Below are 718 nucleotides of genomic sequence, written 5' to 3' on the forward strand. Positions count from 1 at the left end.
CTAAGTAAGTGAGGGGGATAGAGCCAGCTATTAACTTGAATAACTCATTAATCATATGCTTGAATTCGGAGTAATTCTGATGTCAAAATCACCTCCGTTTTCTTTTTGTTTTTACTCCCTTTTGGTCTTCCACGTCCACGTTTTTCTGCTGATTTTACTTCTGGGGACGATGTTCTACTTTTTTCTATATCGCTTTTTATTACCTGTTCTATTTGAATGGGAAACGAGTGCCTTCTTTCAATACTTACTAACGATAATGTAAAGAAAGATAGTCCTGATATTGGTTGGCTCAATAAACTTGAAAAAAATTTATCTAACCCATATGTTTGTTTCCCTGCTTTGGTTATTACTACCTCATCTCCAACCAGTAAATAAACATCTTTTGGACACCACAGATGTTGGCGAAAAAATACCCAGAATACTGTTGCCCACGGTATGACTGTGTGAAAGAATCTCAACACCGTTCGATAACTACCGCCAGTCTCCGCCCAACGGGATATTCCCCGCATCGTCACTCGCCCACTCATGGCTAACATCGCCATGATGATTTGGTTCAATTGCCGCATTGTGGTCACTTTTATTTGTGGTAGGAGGCATTGCAACAGTGCTAGTATATCTGGCATGGGCTGCTTGTAGTTTTTGAGTTGTCGTTGTGAGAGACCATAACTCTACTACATCTGCCCTCTCTCTTCATCCTCTTTTTTTGGCAAAGGTATTG

1 pseudogene is annotated in these 718 nt (G+C 40.4%); it reads right to left on the reverse strand.

Annotation, left to right across the window (positions count from 1 at the left end):
• Positions 1 to 623 (reverse strand): annotated as a pseudogene (locus ICL16_RS07545) (transposase); the annotation flags it as partial.
• Positions 624 to 718 lie beyond the last annotated feature (95 nt).

It is taken from the genome of Iningainema tapete BLCC-T55 (assembly GCF_014698965.1).
Taxonomy (GTDB): Bacteria; Cyanobacteriota; Cyanobacteriia; order Cyanobacteriales; family Nostocaceae; genus Iningainema; species Iningainema tapete.